This is a genomic window from Rossellomorea sp. GAMAL-10_SWC (genome assembly GCF_049568075.1).
GTDB lineage: Bacteria > Bacillota > Bacilli > Bacillales > Bacillaceae_G > Gottfriedia.
Genome location: NZ_CP144911.1, coordinates 4,293,458 through 4,312,374, shown reverse-complemented (window position 1 = coordinate 4,312,374; position 18,917 = coordinate 4,293,458). Strand labels below are relative to the sequence as shown.

At 33.9% G+C, this 18,917-nt stretch carries 17 protein-coding genes; all 17 read left to right on the top strand.

Annotation, left to right across the window (positions count from 1 at the left end):
- The first annotated feature begins 185 nt into the window (after positions 1-185).
- The 17 genes from metG (at position 186) to mfd (ending at position 18,773) form a co-directional block, all read left to right on the top strand.
- On the top strand, positions 186-2,162 hold the full coding sequence (gene metG, locus V5E38_RS20980; protein ID WP_499211338.1) for a methionine--tRNA ligase: 1,977 nt from the start codon (positions 186-188) through the stop codon (positions 2,160-2,162).
- Between the two features lie 424 nt (positions 2,163-2,586).
- Positions 2,587-3,357: a TatD family hydrolase gene (locus V5E38_RS20975; protein WP_097979274.1), complete on the top strand. Its 771-nt coding sequence runs from the start codon at positions 2,587-2,589 to the stop codon at positions 3,355-3,357.
- 186 nt (positions 3,358-3,543) lie between these two features.
- Entirely contained in the window at positions 3,544-4,752 is a 1,209-nt protein-coding gene (locus V5E38_RS20970; RefSeq protein ID WP_499211337.1) for a ubiquitin-like domain-containing protein, read from the top strand.
- A 140-nt stretch (positions 4,753-4,892) separates the two neighbouring features.
- Positions 4,893-5,447 (top strand): ribonuclease M5, encoded by a 555-nt coding sequence (rnmV, locus tag V5E38_RS20965; protein ID WP_499211336.1) that lies wholly within the window; start codon positions 4,893-4,895, stop codon positions 5,445-5,447.
- Positions 5,447-6,322, top strand: coding sequence for a ribosomal RNA small subunit methyltransferase A (gene rsmA / locus V5E38_RS20960; protein ID WP_499211335.1), 876 nt, complete (start codon positions 5,447-5,449; stop codon positions 6,320-6,322). Before rnmV ends, rsmA begins: the two co-directional genes overlap by 1 nt.
- A gap of 190 nt (positions 6,323-6,512) precedes the next feature.
- Entirely contained in the window at positions 6,513-7,391 is an 879-nt protein-coding gene (gene yabG / locus V5E38_RS20955; protein WP_499211334.1) for a sporulation peptidase YabG, read from the top strand.
- 205 nt (positions 7,392-7,596) lie between these two features.
- Positions 7,597-7,866 (top strand): biofilm formation stimulator Veg, encoded by a 270-nt coding sequence (veg, locus tag V5E38_RS20950; RefSeq protein WP_069033953.1) that lies wholly within the window; start codon positions 7,597-7,599, stop codon positions 7,864-7,866.
- Between the two features lie 119 nt (positions 7,867-7,985).
- Entirely contained in the window at positions 7,986-8,144 is a 159-nt protein-coding gene (locus V5E38_RS20945; protein WP_069033981.1) for a small, acid-soluble spore protein, alpha/beta type, read from the top strand.
- Positions 8,145-8,327: 183 nt separating this feature from the next.
- Positions 8,328-9,197 (top strand): 4-(cytidine 5'-diphospho)-2-C-methyl-D-erythritol kinase, encoded by an 870-nt coding sequence (gene ispE / locus V5E38_RS20940; protein WP_097979270.1) that lies wholly within the window; start codon positions 8,328-8,330, stop codon positions 9,195-9,197.
- A gap of 53 nt (positions 9,198-9,250) precedes the next feature.
- Entirely contained in the window at positions 9,251-10,093 is an 843-nt protein-coding gene (gene purR, locus V5E38_RS20935) for a pur operon repressor (RefSeq protein WP_499211333.1), read from the top strand.
- 51 nt (positions 10,094-10,144) lie between these two features.
- On the top strand, positions 10,145-10,516 hold the full coding sequence (locus tag V5E38_RS20930; protein WP_499211332.1) for a RidA family protein: 372 nt from the start codon (positions 10,145-10,147) through the stop codon (positions 10,514-10,516).
- Between the two features lie 770 nt (positions 10,517-11,286).
- The gene (gene spoVG, locus V5E38_RS20925) at positions 11,287-11,577 is read left to right on the top strand and encodes a septation regulator SpoVG (protein WP_056474486.1); all 291 of its coding nucleotides are present in this window, start codon (positions 11,287-11,289) and stop codon (positions 11,575-11,577) included.
- 141 nt (positions 11,578-11,718) lie between these two features.
- On the top strand, positions 11,719-13,077 hold the full coding sequence (gene glmU, locus V5E38_RS20920; RefSeq protein ID WP_097979267.1) for a bifunctional UDP-N-acetylglucosamine diphosphorylase/glucosamine-1-phosphate N-acetyltransferase GlmU: 1,359 nt from the start codon (positions 11,719-11,721) through the stop codon (positions 13,075-13,077).
- 44 nt (positions 13,078-13,121) lie between these two features.
- A complete protein-coding gene (locus V5E38_RS20915) occupies positions 13,122-14,075 on the top strand; it encodes a ribose-phosphate diphosphokinase (protein ID WP_069033957.1) in 954 nt (317 codons plus the stop codon).
- A 104-nt stretch (positions 14,076-14,179) separates the two neighbouring features.
- Positions 14,180-14,743, top strand: coding sequence for an aminoacyl-tRNA hydrolase (gene pth, locus V5E38_RS20910; RefSeq protein WP_499211331.1), 564 nt, complete (start codon positions 14,180-14,182; stop codon positions 14,741-14,743).
- An 88-nt stretch (positions 14,744-14,831) separates the two neighbouring features.
- Positions 14,832-15,065, top strand: coding sequence for an anti-sigma-F factor Fin (locus tag V5E38_RS20905; protein ID WP_056474476.1), 234 nt, complete (start codon positions 14,832-14,834; stop codon positions 15,063-15,065).
- A 177-nt stretch (positions 15,066-15,242) separates the two neighbouring features.
- A complete protein-coding gene (gene mfd, locus V5E38_RS20900; protein ID WP_499211330.1) occupies positions 15,243-18,773 on the top strand; it encodes a transcription-repair coupling factor in 3,531 nt (1,176 codons plus the stop codon).
- Positions 18,774-18,917: the final 144 nt, after the last annotated feature.

Below are 18,917 nucleotides of genomic sequence, written 5' to 3'. Positions count from 1 at the left end.
TTTATGAGAAATAATAGAAATAGATGTTACTATTGTGTAAAATTTAACTTATAAAATAAGTATGAAGTTGTAATAGTAGATGGGGATATGCAGATAACTCATTTTTCATTTTATAATGAAATGCAAAATCATGCGAATAATTTAGTGTCAATATTTAGAAATTTTTGAAGGAGGATTTTTGGTCAATGAGTAATAAAACTTTTTATATTACAACCCCAATATATTATCCGAGCGGAAAATTACATATAGGTCATGCTTATACGACTGTTGCTGGGGATGCAATGGCTAGATATAAAAGACTTCAAGGTTTTGATGTTTTTTATTTAACGGGTACTGATGAACATGGTCAAAAAATTCAACGAAAAGCTGAGGAATTAAATGTCTCACCGCAAGCATACTTAGACGATATCGTTGTTGGAATTAAGGACCTATGGACAAAATTAGATATTTCCTATGATGACTTTATCCGTACGACGGAAAGCAGACATAAAGAAATTGTTGAGAAGATTTTCAAGCAATTACTTGATCAAGGTGATATTTATTTGGACGAGTATGAGGGCTGGTATTCTGTACCGGATGAAACATATTATACTGAAACACAAATTGTTGATCCACTATATAATGAAGAAGGAAAAATTATTGGTGGTAAGAGTCCAGACAGCGGTCATCCAGTAGAGCTAGTTAAAGAAGAGTCATATTTCTTTAAAATGAGTAAATATGCTGACCGATTACTGAAGTATTATGAAGAAAACCCAGAATTTATTCAACCTGAATCAAGAAAAAATGAAATGATTAACAATTTCATTAAACCAGGTTTAGAGGATTTAGCTGTCTCACGTACTTCATTCGACTGGGGTGTAAAAGTACCTGGTAATGCTAAACACGTAATTTATGTTTGGATTGACGCTTTATCTAACTATATTACAGCTTTAGGATATGGTTCAGATAATGAAGAAAACTATAAAAAGTATTGGCCAGCGAATGTTCATTTAGTTGGTAAAGAAATTGTACGTTTCCATACGATTTATTGGCCGATTATGTTAATGGCATTAGACTTACCATTACCTAAAAAGGTCTTTGCTCACGGATGGTTATTAATGAAAGACGGCAAGATGAGTAAATCAAAAGGAAATGTTGTAGATCCAGTAGTATTAATCGACCGATATGGCTTAGATGCTCTAAGATATTATTTATTACGTGAAGTTCCTTTTGGATCAGATGGTATTTTTACACCAGAAGGATTCGTTGACCGTATTAATTTTGATTTAGCAAATGATTTAGGTAATTTATTAAATCGAACAATTGCAATGATCCAAAAATATTTTGATGGTAATATTCCTGCAGTTAATGGAACAGTAACAGCTTTTGATGAAAACCTTCAACAAGTGGCAAAGAACACGAAGGAAACTGTGGAAGCAGCAATGGAAAATATGGAGTTTTCAGTTGCATTAACAAATATTTGGCAGTTCGTTAGTCGTACAAACAAATATATTGATGAGACACAGCCGTGGGTACTTGCTAAAGACGAAAGCCGTGTAAATGAACTAGCTTCAGTAATGGCACATTTAGCTGAGTCTTTACGTCAAGTTGGGATTTTATTAAAACCTTTCTTAACTCAGACTCCATCGAAAATTTTCACTCAGTTAGGACTAGTTGATGAAAAGATTCTTTCATGGGACAGCCTGAATGAGTTTGGAGCAATTCAGGAGGATACGAGAGTACAAAAGGGTGAACCAATTTTCCCACGTTTAGAGACAGAGGTTGAAGTTGCATATATTAAAGAACAAATGCAAGGTACTGTAAAGCCAGTGGTAGAAGAGAAAGTGGAAGAAACTGTTCCTGAAATTACAATTGATGAGTTTTTTAAAGTTCAACTAAAGGTTGCTCAAGTAAAAGAAGCTGGTGCAGTAAAAGGAGCAAAAAAACTTCTAAAACTTCAATTAGATTTAGGAAATGAATCAAGACAAGTTGTATCAGGTATAGCGGAATACTATAAACCAGAAGACTTAATTGGTAGAAAAGTGATCTGCGTAACGAATTTAAAACCTGTAAAGCTAAGAGGGGAACTATCCGAAGGGATGATCCTTGCAGGAAGTATTGAAGGTAAGCTATCACTTGCAACAATTGATCAATCATTACCAAACGGTACTATTATTAAATAATGTTACTAGGAAAAGTATTTCGTGTAAAAACTAACATGAAATACTTTTCTTTTTTGTTTTGTTTTACTGAAATAATTGTTGTATTGTGCAGAAAATTGTAAAAATATCATAAGAATCACAAATATGATAATATTTTATTGATTTATGGCAGGTGTTAACAAGTTATTGTTAAAAAATGTCACTATATGAAGAAAATATTACAGGTTGATTACAATAGTAAACTAAAAAAATTATCAGAATTTTGTTTCAAAAAGTAAGAAAGTCTTGATATAACATGGAATTAATTTAAAACATCTTTAAAAATTTATTAGAAATTGCTTAATTTTGACTGTTTCTTTTTGTAACGGAATTGTTAACTGTGCGTTAGGTAAGAAATTTTACGGTATGCTAGACTAAATCTCAGATGAGCAAAGGGGAAGTAAAAATGCTTTTTGATACACATGTACATTTAAATGCAGATCAATACAAAGAAGACCTTGAAGAAGTAATTAGTAGAGCACTGGAAGCAGGAGTTGTTCATCAAGTGGTTGTTGGCTTTGATCGACCAACAATTACGAAAGCTATGGAATTAATTGAGAAGTATGATTTTCTTTATGCAGCTATTGGCTGGCATCCAGTTGATGCAATTGACGCAACTGAAGAAGATTTTGAATGGATTAAGGAATTATCAAAACATCCTAAAGTAGTAGCGATTGGTGAAACTGGATTAGATTACTACTGGGATAAATCTCCAAAAGAAATCCAAAAAGAAGTATTTCGCAAACAAATTCAATTAGCAAAAGAATGCGGACTACCGATTGTCATTCATAATCGAGACGCAACAGAAGACATTGTAACCATTTTAAAAGAAGAAAATGCATCAGAAGTAGGTGGCATCATGCACTGCTTCGGCGGAAGTGTGGAAACTGCAAAAGAATGTATTAAAATGAACTTCTATATTTCATTAGGAGGACCAGTTACATTTAAGAATGCAAAAAAACCAAAAGAAGTTGCGACAGAGATTCCGTTAGAAAATCTATTAATCGAAACGGATTGTCCATACTTAACACCACATCCGTATAGAGGAAAAAGAAACGAACCTAGCTATGTATCACTTGTTGCTGATGAAATTGCACGTTTAAAAAACATATCAGTTGAAGAAGTTCAAAAACGAACTTTCGAAAATGCGTGTAATATCTTTCAGATTAACAAATGATCTCATGAACTAGTACGAATACATAATATTCGTCACAGTTCACGTATGAAGAGTTGAAGAATTTGTCGAAAGAAAACTCTTCTACTTCTAAATCTAGTAAACATACATTCAGTAGAGTAGAAGCACTAGTTAATAGGTTTGGAGCTAGTCAATCTTTTTTCTCAGGCGAAAAGGAGGAGTAAAATCGTGATAGACGCGAATAGGTTACTTTCTAGACTTGGGAGTAGTAAAAAACTAGCAGTACAACTTGCAGGAGCTTTAGTTTTCACTGGATCAGTAGGTACAGGAGCATATGAGGGACTTAAAGAACAAGTAACTCTTGAGGTAGACGGGAAGGAACAGGTTATTCAAACACATGCAAATACTGTGGCTGAATTATTAAAAGAACAAAATATTAATATTACGAATGCAGATGAAATATATCCGTCAGCCAAAACGAAAATATCAGACGATATGGATATTACAGTTCATTTAGCAAAACCTGTTAAACTTACGATCGATGGGCAAGAAAAAGTCATTAAGACAACTGCTCAAACGGTAAAGGAATTATTAAAGGAACAAAATATTAAGATCAATCCTGATGATGTTATAATGCCTGCACTGTCAACACCGTTAGAGGAAAATGGTAAGGTATCTTACGATAAAGCATTCCCTATGGTATTAAATGACGGAGGAGTTTCTAAAAAAGTATTTGCAACTTCGACTACTGTCGCTGACTTTTTAGAAAAGCAGAACATTACACTAAATGAATTTGACCGAGTTGAACCAGGTGCCGGCGAAATGATCAAACAAAATGATACAGTTCGAGTTATCCGTGTCGAAAAAGTCAACGATGTGGTGGAAGAGCCTGTAGATTTTAAAGAAAAAGAGCAAAAAGATTCTTCTATGTATAAGGATGAATCTTCGGTCATTTCAGAAGGTGTAAAAGGACTTGTTAAACGTAACTTTGAACTGATTAAAGAAAATGGTAAGGTAGTTTCTAAAACGCTAGTTGATGAAACTATTTTAAAAGAACCAGTTGATCGAGTAGTTGCAGTTGGAACAAAGTCTGTACCAACATCAAGTGCATTAGTAAAATCTAGTGCGCCAAAATCAAGTAGTAAGGTAAAAGAAATGTATGTTGAAGCAACTGCATATTCTCCTTACGATGCTGGGATGTCTGGTGTAACAGCTTTAGGTATTAATGTTCGTAAAAATCCTAACACAAAACTGATTGCAGTTGATCCAAAAGTGATTCCTTTAGGATCTAAGGTTTGGGTTGAAGGATATGGTGTTGCTATTGCTGGTGATACTGGTGGAGCAATTAAAGGTAGAAGAATCGATATTTTAATGCCTACAAAAGACGATTGTTTTGATTTTGGTCGTCGTACTGTAAAAATTCGTATTATTAGCTAATATTTTTAATATAGATCGTTGATTGAATGAAAGTAGAAGGATAAGTCCTTCTGCTTTTTTTTATACTACTTTTAAGAGAGTATGAAGTTTTATTATCCTTATGGTATGATTACATATACTTGTATTGGTTGGAGGAACAAATGAAAATTAAAGAAATCATTGTTGTTGAAGGTAAAGATGATACGGCGGCAATTAAAAGAGCTGTGGATGCAGATACAATTGAAACAAGTGGTTCTGCTATAAATAAGGATACTTTAAAATTAATAAAGCATGCTCAGGAGACTCGAGGAGTTATCGTATTTACAGATCCTGATTTTCCTGGTCAACGTATACGCTCGATTATTAAGGAGCATGTACCAGGATGTAAGCATGCATTTTTACCAAAGGAAGAAGCTGTTCGTTCAGGTAAAAAAGGATTAGGAATCGAGCATGCTACTAGAGAATCTATTCGAAATGCTTTAATTCATGTTAAGCAGGAATTTATCGAAGTTGAATCTGAAATTACAAAAGAAGATTTAATAGATGCCGGATTAATTGGACATCCCTCTTCAAGTGAAAGACGAGATAAGCTTGGTAAAATTCTTAATATAGGTTATACAAACGGTAAGCAACTAGAGAAAAGACTGCAAATGTTTCAAATCTCAAAAGATGAATTTGGGCAAGCAGTAAAAAAAGTTTTAATGGAGGAAAAATAATGAAGGATATCGCGACACCTAGTCGAACAAAAGAAATATTAGCCAAGTACGATTTCTTCTTTAAAAAAAGCTATGGTCAAAATTTCTTAATTGATACAAATATACTAGAAAACATTGTAAGTTATGCAGATTTAACTGAAGAAAGTTGTGCAATTGAAATTGGCCCGGGAATTGGGGCATTAACTGAGCAAATTGCTAAGCGTGCTAAGAAAGTATTAGCTTTTGAAATTGATAATAGACTAATCCCAATCTTAGAAGATACACTTTCACCATATGACAATATACAAATCGTTAATGAAGACGTACTAAAGGCAGATGTTGAAAAAGCGATTAATGAGTATTTACCAAATGAGTTAGATATAATGGTAGTCGCAAACTTGCCTTATTATGTAACGACACCAATTATCATGAAGCTATTAACAGAAGGATTACCAATCAGAGGGATTGTTTGTATGTTGCAAAAAGAAGTAGCTGACCGTATAGCTGCTAAGCCGGGAACAAAGGATTATGGTTCACTATCAATAGCTATACAGTTTTATACACATGCTTCAACTGTTATGACTGTACCTAGAACAGTCTTCATGCCACAGCCAAACGTTGATTCTGCTGTTATAAAGCTAGTAAAACGTGAAGCACCAGCAGCTGAGGTAATTGATGAATCATTCTTTTTTGAAGTTGTTAGAGCGAGCTTTGCTCAAAGACGAAAAACATTAAATAATAATTTATTAAATAACTTTTCACATCTAAAAAAGGATAAAGCAATACTTGAAGCTTGTCTTCTAGAGGCAGGTATTGAAGGTACAAGAAGAGGAGAAACTTTATCAATTCAAGAATTTGCAACATTAAGTAATAGTCTATATAAACAAGTAAAATAAAAAAAAGATGATTGTAAGCTAATTTACCAACTAGTTTGTAATCATCTTTTTTATTTGCTCCTTTATTTTAGTCCTGATGCCCTACAAAAGTTCAATAAACCTTCTTTTCACCCTTTTTTTTGTCCATACATAATCTAAAAAAAGAGAGCGAACTCGTAGTGTACTTAAGCAATTTTGGAGGGGAAGGCATGTGAATATTAATGTAGGGGATATAGTAGAAAGAGCATCTTATAAATATGACCTAGTTTTTCGAGTAGTGGAGGTAAAACAAATCGGGGATGAAGTCATTGCTGTTCTATATGGTGACGATTTTCGTTTAATTGCTGATGCGCCTTTATCTGACCTGCGAGTAATCATTGAATCAGAGTATCGAGAAAAAGGTAAAAGATCATCTGTTCAAATTGAGGAAAACTACAAACTATTTAAAAGAGAAGCCTTGGAGCAAAAAGAAAAAAGAAGATTTCAAGCAACAAATGGATATAGAGCAGATGTAAATCTTTTTCAAATACCAGGTCGGGTTCTTCACATCGATGGAGATCCAATATATTTAAAAAAATGTCTTGAAATGTATAATAAGATGGGTGTTCCCGTTGAGGGAATCTATTGTAAGGAAACAGAATTACCAACAAAAATTGGTTATTACTTAGATCATTATCGTCCCGATATACTAGTTATAACTGGTCATGATGCATACACAAAGGCAAAAGGGGTCGTTACTGATATAGAAGCTTACAGACATTCAAGATATTTTGTCGATGCTGTAAAAGAAGCGCGAAAAAAGGTTCCATCTTTAGACCATCTTGTAATTTTTGCTGGGGCATGTCAATCTCACTTTGAAGCGATTATACGTGCAGGAGCAAACTTTGCAAGCTCACCAACTAGGGTAAACATACATGCATTAGATCCTGTTTATGTCGTTGGAAAGATAAGCTTCACATCATTTATGGATCGAGTAAATGTTTATGAAGTGGTTCGTAATACAATTACAGGTGAAAAGGGACTAGGCGGAGTAGAAACAAAAGGAATTTTAAGAACAGGGCTACCTTTCCAATCGATGGAAGAGGAGTAAGGAAAAGATTTTCTACATTAACGAGAAAACTCGTATGTAGAAAATCTTTTTTTTATTTTCATACATAAATTTTCTGATTTTCACAAATAATAATCGGGTGTTTTTAAAAAAATATTGACAGGTAACCAGTATCATTGGTATAATTTTATCTTTTTTGACTTAGTTTACATAAGATGGTATACTTGTCATAGTGAGGTGGTATGAAATGGCAAAAAAATTATCTGAAATAAAGGATACTTTAGATAGTCATGTTGGACAACGACTTACATTGAAAGCAAACAGCGGACGTAGAAAGACTGTGGAACGTTCCGGTGTATTAGCAGAAACATATCCATCCATATTCGTAGTACAATTAGATCAAGAAGAGAACGCATTTGAACGCTTATCTTTTAGTTATGCAGATATTTTAACAGAAACAGTTGAATTATTTTTCTGTGATGACCATACAAGTGGACTGATGGCGAATGGGCAGTAGAATTTTCTACTGTCTCTTTTCTTTTTATTATTCATGAAATTAAACAGATTTACACATACTAACAATGTCGAAGTGGAAAAAGGGGGTTGCTTTTTTTGGGTAGAAGAAAAAGAGGTATAATGTCACAGAGCTTTAAAGAGGAACTTGCAAAAGATCTTGGTTTCTATGACGTCGTTCAAAAAGAAGGCTGGGGAGGCATTCGAGCGAAGGATGCCGGCAACATGGTTAAAAGAGCAATCGAATTAGCTGAGTTACAATTATCTAATAAGCAACAATAAACAATCTTCACTTCGACAAGTGATTTTGTCTACACATCAAACCGAAGCTAAATGCTTCGGTTTTTGTGAATCTTCACAAAGAAAATTTACTGTTCTAGCTCACTTTCATTGGGGTACATTTTTCTTATGAGTTAATTATGATACAATAGCAAAAAAGTAAGTGTTCATAAGAAGGTGAGAATAGTGAAATTAATGGTGAAGGCTCCTGCGAAAATAAATCTTTCATTAGACGTAGTAGGGAAAAGAGGCGATGGTTATCATGATGTAAAAATGATCATGACAACGATCGATTTAGCAGATCGAATTGAATTAGAGCTTATTCAAGAAGACAAGATTGTCGTTACATCACACAATCGTTACGTGCCAGATGATCAACGCAATTTAGCCTATCAAGCTGCGATGCTACTCAAAGAAATGTTCGGAGTTAAATTAGGAGCGCATATTTTTATTACTAAAAATATACCAGTTGCTGCTGGTTTAGCCGGAGGTAGTTCAGATGCTGCGGCAGTACTAAGAGGTCTAAATAAGCTTTGGAATTTAAATTGTTCGTTAGATGAATTAGCGGTAATTGGTTCTAAAATCGGGTCGGACGTTTCATTTTGTGTTTACGGAGGAACAGCTATAGCTACAGGTCGTGGCGAAAAAATTGAACATATCGATACACCACCGCCTTGTTGGGTTATTCTAGCAAAACCAACACAGGGTGTTTCAACAGCAACTGTTTATCAAAAGCTTAAATTAGATAATATTCAACATCCTGATGTAGATCGTATGGTTAATGCCATTTCGAATAAAAATTACGACGATATTTGTCTGTCATTAGGAAATGTATTAGAAACAGTTACACTGCAATTACACCCTGAGGTTGCAATGATTAAGGATCAAATGAAACGTTTTGGTGCAGATGCTGTTTTAATGAGCGGAAGTGGTCCTACAGTATTCGGATTAGTTCGCCATGATTCTAGGATGAATCGTGTTTATAATGGATTAAAAGGTTTCTGCGATCAAGTATACGCCGTTCGGATGTTAGGTGAAAGGGAAAAACTTGATTAAAAACGAATATTATTATAAAATTTTTATAAAATATTCGTGATTTGAGGTGCTGCATGAAAATTAGAAGAAGCTCTCGTCTTGTAGGTATGACACACTATTTGTTGCATCATCCACAACAATTAGTATCTTTAACATTTTTTGCTGATTTATATGCGTCTGCTAAATCATCAGTAAGTGAAGATTTAGGTATTATAAAGCAGACGTTCGAACAGCAAGGAATTGGGACACTTTTGACTGTGCCAGGAGCAGCTGGTGGTGTAAAGTATATTCCTAGTATTAGTAATCGAGAAGTAAATACAGTAATTGAAGAATTATGTGAACTACTTCAAAAACCAGACCGAGTGTTGCCCGGTGGATACTTATACATGACTGATATATTAAGCAATCCTAACTATGTTAATAGTGTAGGCCGTATGTTTGCATCAATATTCAGTAATCAAAAAATAGATATCGTTATGACAATCGCAACAAAAGGAATTCCTTTAGCATATGCAGTTGCAAACTTTTTAAATGTACCAGTTGTAATTGTTCGTCAAGATAACAAGGTTACGGAAGGATCAACTGTAAGTATTAATTATGTATCTGGTTCTTCAAAACGTATACAAACAATGTCATTGGCAAAAAGAAGCATCGAGGCAGGTTCAAATGTTTTAATTATCGATGATTTCATGAAAGCTGGTGGAACGGTTACTGGTATGAAAAATTTGCTTAAAGAATTCCAGGCAAATGTTGCAGGAATTGGTGTATTAGTTGAGGCAGTAAATATCGAAGAAAGATTAGTTGAAGATTATATATCACTTGTAAAGTTATCTGAGGTAAATGAAAGAGAACAGCTTATTCGAGTTGAAAGAGGCAATTTCCAAGAAGAATCATTTATTAAAACTGAGAGCTTATAGTCACTAAATAGATAAGCTAATTGTATATAATGAAGAAGGGGAAGATACATAATGCAATTAATTCATACTGATCATGCACCAAAAGCAATTGGACCATATTCTCAAGCAATAATCGCTAATGGATTATTATATACTTCTGGACAAATTCCTTTAACTGTAGAAGGAAATATTGTAGAAGGTGGAATTGAGGAACAAACAAAGCAAGTGTTTGCCAACCTTAAGGCTGTTCTAGAAGAAGCTGGAACAGATTTATCAAAAGTTATTAAAACAACGGTATTTTTAAAAGATTTAACAACTTTTGTTGATTTTAATGCAATTTATGAAGAGTTTTTCAATGGACACAAACCTGCAAGAAGCTGTGTCGAAGTTGCAAAACTACCTAAAGACGTACTAGTAGAGATCGAATGTATCGCATTAGTATAAGACAAAAACCTGAAATTTTTTTCAGGTTTTTTTTATTGTGTGGAACTATTACTTAGTCAATATTCAAAAATAGAAAAATAAATGAAATTAACTAGTTGTGAATTTCGTTGGAATTATGTTGAGTATTTATTAATCCAAACTTCTTCATTTTTTTATGATTTGAGCTGTTTTATAATATCAAACTGTAGTTGTTGTTTATTCTTGAGAAGTTAAAAATATTTAAGAGCTTATTTTTAGAAAAACAAGTTCAATGATAGTTTATTAAAATGTTCGATATTGATTGACCCATAAACTGATTAATAAACAACTGTTGGATTACTCTAAGTAAAGGCTATTTGATTAGTTTTCTATTGTAGACTACTTTTTAAGATGAAAAAGTTGATTGGAGCGGATGTTGATCGACTCCTATGGGATAAGCGGGAAGCCTGAGACCCCACAGGCCCGCCGAGGAGGCGAAAGAATCTCGCCTCATGGAAAGCTAGCATCCTGTAGTGGAAATCAACCACACCCGACTCCTTTTACGAAAATTTGAAATTTAATTGACAAGGTTGTTTTTTAACAGCATAAAAAAACCTGAAATTTCTTCAGTTTTTTTTATTTTCATTAAAATTCAATTAAAACCTTCCGATAAATAAGTTAAGGACATTACTTTAGTAAACTTTTGTAAAAATTAAATAATTTAAATAAAAAATTTTCCAAAAAGAAGGAAATTATTGATAATTGTTGAAACTTACTAATTATGGTTTAAGTTGATAAAGGTGGTGAACAAGATGGAAGTGACAGACGTAAGACTACGCCGCGTAAACACGGAGGGTCGAATGAGAGCTATCGCATCAATTACATTAGATCATGAATTTGTTGTTCATGATATTCGAGTAATCGATGGTAATAACGGTTTATTTGTAGCAATGCCAAGTAAACGTACTCCGGATGGAGAGTTCCGTGATATCGCTCATCCGATTAACTCTTCAACTCGTAGCAAAATACAGGATTCTGTATTAGCTGAATATCACCGTGTAGGTGAGTTGGAAGAAGACTTTGAAGAAGCAGGTGCTTCTTAAAAATATGACCAAAAAGAACCCATTAATGTATAATGGGTTCTTTTTTTATGGTATAATAAAATGGATTTATTTTGTGGAAAAATATTAAAATTATCATTTTGAGCTACCAGGTATAGGTATTTAGATTGATGGAGGATGACTATGTCAAATAAATATGCGATTGTTCTAGCTGCAGGAAAAGGTACTAGAATGAAATCAAAATTATATAAAGTACTTCACCCTGTTTGTGGGAAACCTATGGTTCAACATGTTGTAGACCACGTAATGTCAGTTGGTGTACAAAATATTGTAACTGTTGTAGGTCACGGAGCGGAATTAGTTAAAACACAAATAGGTGATCATAGCGAATATGCTCTACAAGCTGAGCAATTAGGTACTGCACATGCTGTTATTCAAGCGGCGCCAATGTTAAAGGATAAAGAAGGAACTACTTTAGTAATCTGTGGTGACACACCATTAATTTCACCAGAGACAATTCAATCTTTATTCGATGAGCATGAAAGATTACAGGCAAAAGCTACAATTTTAACAGCTCACCTTGAGGATTCAACTGGTTATGGTAGAATAATTAGGGGCGAAAATGGGTCTGTATTAAAAATTGTTGAGCATAAGGATGCAAGTCCAGAAGAGCTAACAGTTCAAGAAATCAATACAGGTACATATTGCTTTGATAATAAAGCATTATTTGAAGCATTAAATGAAGTAAACAATAATAACGCTCAAGGTGAGTACTACTTACCAGATGTTATTGAGATACTAAAAGCAAAAGGCGAAATAGTAGCTGCTTATAAAACAGCAAATTTCGATGAAACATTAGGCGTAAATGATCGATATGCATTATCTATTGCAGAATCAATCATGCGCAAAACTATAAACAAAAAGCATATGTTGAACGGTGTTACAATTATCGACTCAGCTAGCACGTATATCTCTGCAGATGCAAAAATTGGTTCGGATACAATTATTTACCCTGGTACAATGGTCTATGGAAATAGTATAATTGGGACGGGTAGTACAATTGGCCCAAATACTGAAATTATCGATAGTGAAATTGGTAATGATACAGTTATTAAACAATCAGTTGTACATGAAAGTAAAATCGGTCATTCAACTACGGTTGGACCATTTGCTCACATTCGTCCGGCGTCAACATTAGGTGATGAAGTTCGAATTGGAAATTTTGTTGAAACTAAGAAAGTTACTTTTGGCAACGGAAGTAAAGCATCTCATTTAAGCTATATTGGTGACGCGGAAATTGGTCAAGGTGTTAATCTTGGTTGTGGCTCAATCACTGTGAACTATGACGGTAAAAACAAATTTAAAACAACGATCGAAGACAATGTCTTTGTTGGTTGTAATTCAAATTTAATTGCACCTGTAACTGTGAAAAAAGGTTCATACATTGCAGCTGGTTCAACGATTACTGATGAAGTTCCAGAAGATTCACTAGCAATTGCAAGAGCAAGACAAGTGAACAAAGAAGGTTACTATAAAAATTAATTATAGATAAAAAGAAAAGAAAAAAAGCGGAGGGTACACGAAACATGCCTAATCATTATCCAGACAAGCATTTAAAAGTATTTACTCTAAACTCGAATCCTAAATTAGCTGAAGAAATTGCAAAACACATTGGTGTAGAGCTTGGTAAATGTTCGGTTTCTCGTTTTAGCGATGGAGAAGTGCAAATTAACATTGAGGAAAGTATCCGTGGTTGTGATGTATTTATCATTCAATCAACTAGTTTCCCAGTAAATGAAAGTATTATGGAATTATTAATTATGATTGATGCTTTAAAACGTGCATCAGCAAAAACAATTAACATTGTAATTCCTTACTACGGTTACGCTCGTCAAGATCGAAAAGCTCGTTCACGTGAGCCAATCACATCAAAGTTAGTTGCAAATCTACTTGAAACTGCGGGATCAACTCGAGTGATTACACTTGATTTACATGCTCCACAAATTCAAGGATTCTTTGATATTCCGATTGATCACTTATTAGGTGTACCTATCCTTTCAGATTACTTTAGAAAAAAACAGCTTGAAGATATCGTAATTGTTTCTCCTGACCACGGTGGAGTAACAAGAGCTCGTAAAATGGCAGATCGTCTAAAAGCTCCGATTGCTATCATTGATAAACGTCGTCCAAAACCAAATGTTGCTGAAGTTATGAACATCATCGGTAATATTGATGGTAAAACGGCTATCTTAATTGATGATATTATTGATACAGCGGGTACAATTACACTTGCTGCTAATGCATTAGTAGAGCATGGTGCAAAAGAAGTATATGCATGTTGTACACACCCTGTATTGTCTGGACCGGCAATTGATCGTATCGAAAACTCTTGTATTAAAGAATTAGTTGTAACAAATTCAATTTGTCTTACTGAAGATAAAAAGACTGATAAACTTGTTGAATTATCAGTTGCTGGCTTATTAGGTGAAGCGATTATCCGTGTATATGAAGAGCAATCAGTAAGTACTTTATTTGATTAATATAAAAATTACATCTTTGCTTTGAAACTTATAAGAGGACGTAACCAGAAGTGGTTACGTCTTTTCGTAATATAACCAAGTGAATTAGAATGGAGGATACTAAAATGAAGTTGTTTGTAGGACTCGGCAACCCAGGTAGAGAGTATGAAAGAACGCGACATAATATTGGGTTCATTGCGATCGATGAATTAGCTCACCGATGGGGCTTTTCATTAACCCAACAAAAATTTAATGGTATTTATACTTCAGGAATTGTGAACGGGGAAAAAGTTTTCTTGTTAAAACCTTTAACATATATGAACTTGTCAGGTGAATGTGTAAGACCATTTATGGATTATTTTAATATTGACATTGAAGATCTTGTCGTTCTATATGATGAAATGGATATTCCAACCGGAAAACTACGTCTTCGTACAAAAGGAAGTGCTGGAGGTCATAATGGTATAAAGTCATTAATTCAGCATTTAGGAACACAAGAGTTCCAACGTATTCGAATTGGTGTAGATCGTCCATCAAATGGAATGAGTGTTGTAAATCATGTATTATCAAACTTTTTTGAAGAAGAAATTGCTGAAGTAGTTGATGGTGTAAAAAGAGCCGCAGATGCATGTGAATATTTTTTAAAGCATTCTTTCGTCGATGTAATGAATCAATATAATAAAAAATAAAAAACAGGAATTTAAGCTTTCACATTGAATAAGTATAGTTAGTACAATCCATACTGTATATATGAATTTATGTAGTATGGAGGAAGTAATGGAATTATTAGATTGTCAGTGTCGGTATTGTAGTAAACAAATGGGTAGTATTGAAAAACAACAGTTGTTACAAGTTTCATCTTCGTATTGTCATTCTTTCGATGAAGAATTAAGCGATTTTGTAAATTTTATTCAATCTCCTAATCAAGTAATTTATATTGTGTGCGAGGATTGCGAAATGACTCTATCTGAGTTTCCACATTACCATGAATACAAGAATTTCATAAATTAAATTGCCTTTGGTTTATAACTGAGGCGTTTTTCTGTTTTTTTCTAGACTCTGTTAAGATGAAGTGTTTGTGTCTATCCAAATGACACTTAAAATGGAGCAAATTTCAAAAAAACTATAAATATAAACTTCAACTAAGATTATTGTTACTTAGATTGACTGTTAGGGGAGATTGACTTCGTGATTGGTTTAATTGAACAATTTAACCAGTATAAAGATATTAAAAAAATAATAAATGGCCTAAAAAATGGACTAAGAGAACAATTGGTTACAAACTTAACGGGGTCTGCGAAAACGTTGCTTGCTGGAGCTGTTTTTAAAGAAACTGGACAAACCCAGTTAATCGTGACAAATAATCTTCTCCAAGCTCAAAAAGTATCGGAAGACCTAAAATCAGTTGTTGGGGAAGATAAAGTATTTTTATATCCTGCAAATGAATTGATTGCTTCAGAGATTGCAGTATCAAGTCCAGAGCTTAGATCGCAAAGACTAATCGCGTTAAACAATTTGATGTCAAAAAAACCGTCGGTAGTAGTTACACCAGTATCGGGATTAATTGGCTATTTGCCATCTCCAGAATTATGGTCTAACTATCAGATCAGTTTTGAAATTGGTGAAGAAATCGACTTATCTAATTTGATTTCAAAGTTTGTTCAAATGGGCTATGAACGTGTTGGGATGGTTGAAAGTAAAGGTGAGTTTAGTGTACGCGGAGGAATTCTTGATATTTATCCGCTTACGTATGAAGATCCTATCCGAATTGAACTCTTTGATACAGAAATCGATTCAATCCGTTCGTTTTCTCCTGATTCTCAAAGATCTATTACAAAATATGAGAGTGTCCATATTGGTCCAGCGACGGAAAGGATCATTTCCAAGACTGATTTGCAATTAGGAGTTCAACGAATTGAACAAGCATTTAAAACAACTCTATCAAAAATAAGTGATCAACAAGTAAAAGAGTTATTGGTTGAAAAGGTAACCTATGACATTGAACAACTAAAGCAAGGGCAATTGATTGATCAAATATACAAATACTTTGGTCTAATCTATGAAAAACAATTTAGTTTACTAGATTACGTTCCTAAGGAAACTGTTGTTGTTGTTGATGAAATTTCAAGGGTTCATGAAATCGTAGAGCAGCTTAAAAAAGATGAAGCAGAGTGGTATACGTCTTTACTAGCTGAAGGAAATGCATTACATGGAGTAAGTTTTTCACATGACTTTTTTGAATTACTACATTCGAGAAAGCGTCAACAAATTCATACGAGTCTTTTCCCTAGAAGAGTACCTCATACGCATCCTGAACAAGTAGTTTCGATTCAATGTAAATCGATGCAAGAGTTTCATGGACAGATGAATCTGTTGAAAAATGAATTAGATCGTTGGAAGAAAAATAACTATACAATCGTTATGCTCGGCGAAAGTGACGAAAGAACAAATAAAATTGAAAATATATTAGAAGATTACAACATTGAAGGTAAAATTGTCTCTTCTTTAGAGCAAATAAAAAATGGTGAAGTATACATCATGAAAGGGGATCTTCGTTCTGGATTCGAACTTCCTTTAGAAAAATTTGTTCTAATAACAGAGCGTGAGTTATTCACGAAAAAAGCTAAGAAGAAAAAAAGAATCAATACAAAATTATCAAATGCAGAACGAATAAAAAATTACTCAGAATTAAAAGTTGGAGATTATGTTGTTCATGTAAATCATGGTATTGGTAAGTTTTTGGGAATTGAAACATTAGAGATTAATGGTATTCATAAAGATTATTTACATATTCGATATCATGGCGACGATAAATTATTCGTACCGATTGAACAAATTGATCAAGTACAAAAGTATGTTGGATCTGAAGGTAAGGAACCAAAGATTTATAAACTTGGTGGTACTGATTGGAAAAAGGTTAAGAAGAAGGTTGAAGGCTCCGTTCAGGATATAGCTGATGATTTAATTAAGCTTTATGCAGAACGCGAAGCATCAAAAGGCTATGCTTTTTCACCTGATGGCCTCGAACAACAAGAATTCGAATCTTCATTTCCTTATCAGGAAACTGACGATCAACTTAGATCAATTCATGAAATTAAAAAGGATATGGAAAGAGAACGTCCAATGGATCGATTGCTTTGTGGTGACGTAGGATACGGAAAAACTGAAGTAGCCATTCGAGCGGCTTTTAAAGCAATTGTTGAAGGTAAGCAAGTTGCTATTTTAGTTCCTACTACAATTTTGGCACAGCAGCATTTCGAAACATTAAGAGAAAGGTTTCAAGATCATCCAATCAATATCGGGTTGTTAAATCGTTTCCGCTCTCGCAAACAGCAGCTTGAAACGATGAAAGGCTTAAAAGAGGGCTCTGTCGATATAGTAGTTGGAACACATCGCCTATTATCGAAGGATATTCTATATAAAGATTTAGGACTTTTAATTATTGATGAAGAGCAAAGATTTGGTGTATCTCATAAAGAAAAAATAAAACAACTAAAAGCAAATATAGATGTTTTAACATTAACAGCAACTCCAATTCCTCGTACTTTGCATATGTCGATGCTAGGAGTAAGAGATTTATCAGTAATTGAAACACCACCAGAAAATCGTTTTCCAGTTCAAACATATGTAGTTGAATATAATGCTGCATTAGTTAGAGAAGCGATTGAAAGAGAGCTTGCTCGAGATGGACAAATATATTTCTTATATAATCGAGTTGAAGATATTGAACGTATGGCTGAACAGATTTCGATACTTGTACCAGATGCAAAAGTAGCTGTAGCACATGGTCGAATGAATGAAGGGGAACTAGAGTCAGTTATGTATGCCTTTTTAGATGGCCAATATGACGTATTAGTCAGTACGACGATTATCGAAACAGGTGTGGATATTCCAAATGTTAATACATTGATTGTATATGATGCAGATCGAATGGGTCTATCAACGCTTTATCAATTAAGAGGGCGCGTAGGACGATCGAATAGAGTGGCATATGCTTACTTCACATATAAACAGGATAAAGTATTGACTGAGGTTGCCGAGAAGCGTCTACAAGCAATTAAAGAATTTACAGAACTAGGTTCAGGTTTCAAAATCGCTATGCGTGACTTATCAATACGAGGTGCAGGAAATTTACTTGGAGCTCAACAACATGGATTTATTGATTCGGTTGGTTTCGATTTATATTCTCAAATGTTAAAAGATGCAATCGAACAACGTAGAGGGGTTAAGAAAGAAGATATCATTTCAATTGAAATTGACATTGAAGTAGATGCATATTTACCTGATACGTATATTCAAGATAGTAAGCAAAAAATTGAGATGTACAAGCAATTTAGACGTGTTGAAACGTTTGAAGAGTTAAATGATTTACAAGAGGAATTAATGGACCGTTTTGGCGATTTCCCGTTAGAAGTAGGTTACCTATGTCAGGTTGCTCATATTAAACTTTTAGCTATTGCCGAGAAGATTGAACTGATTAAACAAGTTAAATCAGAAGTAAGTGTTTATTTCTCTGAAAAGGCAAGTGCTAATATTGATGGTGGGAAGTTGTTCCAATTATGTAATTCATTCGGTAGAGGCATTGGTTTAGGCATGGATGGATCGAAATTAAAAGTAACGCTAGACGTAAAAGGAAAAAATCCAGCTGACTGGCTTACTACGCTAGAAGGTTTAATTAATGGATTAAAGAATGTAAAAAAAGAGAGTGTAAATGCTTAGGGAATGGTTGCTTTAATTAGACGATATAGTAATTAAAAGTTACCAAAAAGTGCTTACAGTACTATATTTTTAGTAAAGGTGTTAAAAAATCTCACTTATTTTGTATAGAACTTTCGTTGTGTAGGATACTATCATTAATTAAGG